Annotated in this window: 1 protein-coding gene and 1 pseudogene; both read right to left on the reverse strand. The window is 58.8% G+C overall.

Annotation, left to right across the window (positions count from 1 at the left end; genetic code table 11):
* Positions 1-624 (reverse strand): annotated as a pseudogene (locus DXC99_RS10155) (SIS domain-containing protein); the annotation flags it as partial.
* Between the two features lie 170 nt (positions 625-794).
* Positions 795-2,009, reverse strand: coding sequence for an MFS transporter (locus DXC99_RS10160; protein WP_192919619.1), 1,215 nt, complete (start codon positions 2,007-2,009; stop codon positions 795-797).
* Positions 2,010-2,148 lie beyond the last annotated feature (139 nt).

The following is a 2,148-nucleotide window of genomic DNA, read 5'->3' on the forward strand; positions in this document are numbered from 1 at the left end:
CTTGGCGAGCTCCTCGGCGCGCGGCTCGAAGCGCTTGCGGATGTCGACCAGGTGGGTCCAAACATCCTTGGTCTGCTCGATGAACTTATCGAACTGCGGGAAGCAGCCACGGCGATTGAGCAGGCGCAGGCCGAAGCAGTCGGCGAGGTAGTAGCCCATCTCGCAGCCGCCGTTACCATGATCGGAAGCCATCTTGACGCAATTCTCGGCGCCCACAGCCTGGCCGATGGGGCCCTCGGGCTTGGTCATGGCGTAGACGCGCACGCCCATGTCCTTCATCTTCTTGACGGCCTCGAGGACCTCGGGGGTGGTGCCGGACTCGGAGGCGGTGAGCACGACGGACTTCTCGGTCATGCGCTTGTGGCCCATGACGTTCCACTCGGCGGCGTGGATCAGGTAGACCTCGAGGTCGCGGTCGCCGAACTTGTTCATGAGGTACTCGAGCTGCATGAGCTCGTCCCAGGTGCCGCCGACGCCCATCAGGAACACGGCGTCGTAGCCCTCGTCGGCGACCTTGTCGGCGAGCGCGGTCATCTTCTTGCCGGTCTCATAGACGTTCTTGCCGTCCTCGAGATAGCCCTCCTGGCTAAAGTGCATGATCTCGATCTTCTCGGTTTCCTTCATGGCTTTTCCTTTCTGTCCAGCACGCGAATCTATACATCGCGTTTCTTTTCGATACCAATTATAGACATACACCCAACGTGTTTTTAATACCACTTTTCAATCTGTTCCAATCCTCGGTGAACGGTCGAAATTCTCTGGTGAGTGGTATCAAATTAGAATTTGATGTATAGCTAACGCCCCCGGCGTCTCCCTTGTGTGACAAAGAACAGCGTTCCTACCAGCGCAATAATGGTCGATGCTCCAAACAGTACCGTCTGGACGCCCAAAGCCTCCGCCAAAAACGGAGCCGCCAGCAGCGGCACCACGCCGGCGCTCATCAGGCCAAAACGCACAAAGCCGGTAATGCGCCCCAGGTATTTGATGTCGGCACGCTCCTGAATCAAGATCATCTGCAGCGGCTCCAGGAACCCCCAGGCCAGACCGTTAATCGCCTGACCGATAATCGCGACCCCCAGCATATCGGTGCCCACGTACACCATGGACCCAATGCCCACGGCCATGAGCGCGCCGAGCAGCAATCGCAGGTTGACATGGCGAGCAGAAAGCTTGGTCAGGATGAACGCACCCACCGAGGAAGTGAGGCCCACGACCGAGGACAACCAGCCCAGCCAGACGATATCCACGTTGAGTACATCACGGTAGAACAACGACTCCAGCGAATCGAACGCGCCAAACGCAAAGAAACCCAAAAAGCCCGAGATAAAGATGAGGCGCAAGTCGTGGTCGCGAAACGTAAGTCGCGCACCCTCGGCCATGCCGCCCAGAATACCGCCCTTCGGCTTCTCCCCTTTTGCGGGAGCAACACACTCGTGACAGCCCAAGGAGAGCACGGCCGCCACACCCATCATGCCCGCCATGAGCAGATAAACCGATTGCGTGGCAAAACAGCTCACGATGGCACCGCCGAGCAGCGGGCCAGCGGTATAGGCGATATTGCTGTAGAACACCATGAGGCCGTTCACGCGGGTACGACCCTCGGTGGTCGACTCCAGGTATCCCGGAAACGCATGCGTGCAGGTGTTGATAAAGCCTCCCGCAAGTCCCAAGACGCACGCGGCAAACACAAGCCCGGGGACAGACAACGGCGCTAACCCCACGCCAAGCGATAGCACTGCCGTAATCACGCACGTCACAAACGACGTCCGGCGCGGTCCAAAGCGATCGATGACCGAGCCCGACACCATATTGCCCACCGACGTCATAAGATTGCGCACGAGCGTAATGGCGGCAACCAAAAAGGCCGTGCCGGCCAGATCATACGTGGCCGCACCGATAAGCCCCAAAAAGTAGACCGCGTTGTTGGCGCACCACTGCAGGGACTCAATAAGAATCAGCCTGACCTCTGCCGGCGTCAGGCGCATTGCTTCGCGATCCTTCGCGAACATACGAACTCCTTCTATACAAAAAGGGGATGGAGGGCATAGGCCTGCTCCATCCCCTTTCCAGGTTGCAACGAAAATCTATGCAGCCGGGCCCTTACGCCAGCACGCCGAAGAACGCGCCGATGATGCCCACGACCATGGT

Source organism: Collinsella sp. TF10-11AT (assembly GCF_003437565.1).
GTDB lineage: Bacteria > Actinomycetota > Coriobacteriia > Coriobacteriales > Coriobacteriaceae > Collinsella.

What these genes read in the sequence shown, in the direction of transcription:
- DXC99_RS10160 (WP_192919619.1), bottom strand. Translation starts at nt 2,009, where the DNA reads ATGTTCGCGAAGGATCGCGAAGCAATGCGCCTGACGCCGGCAGAGGTC.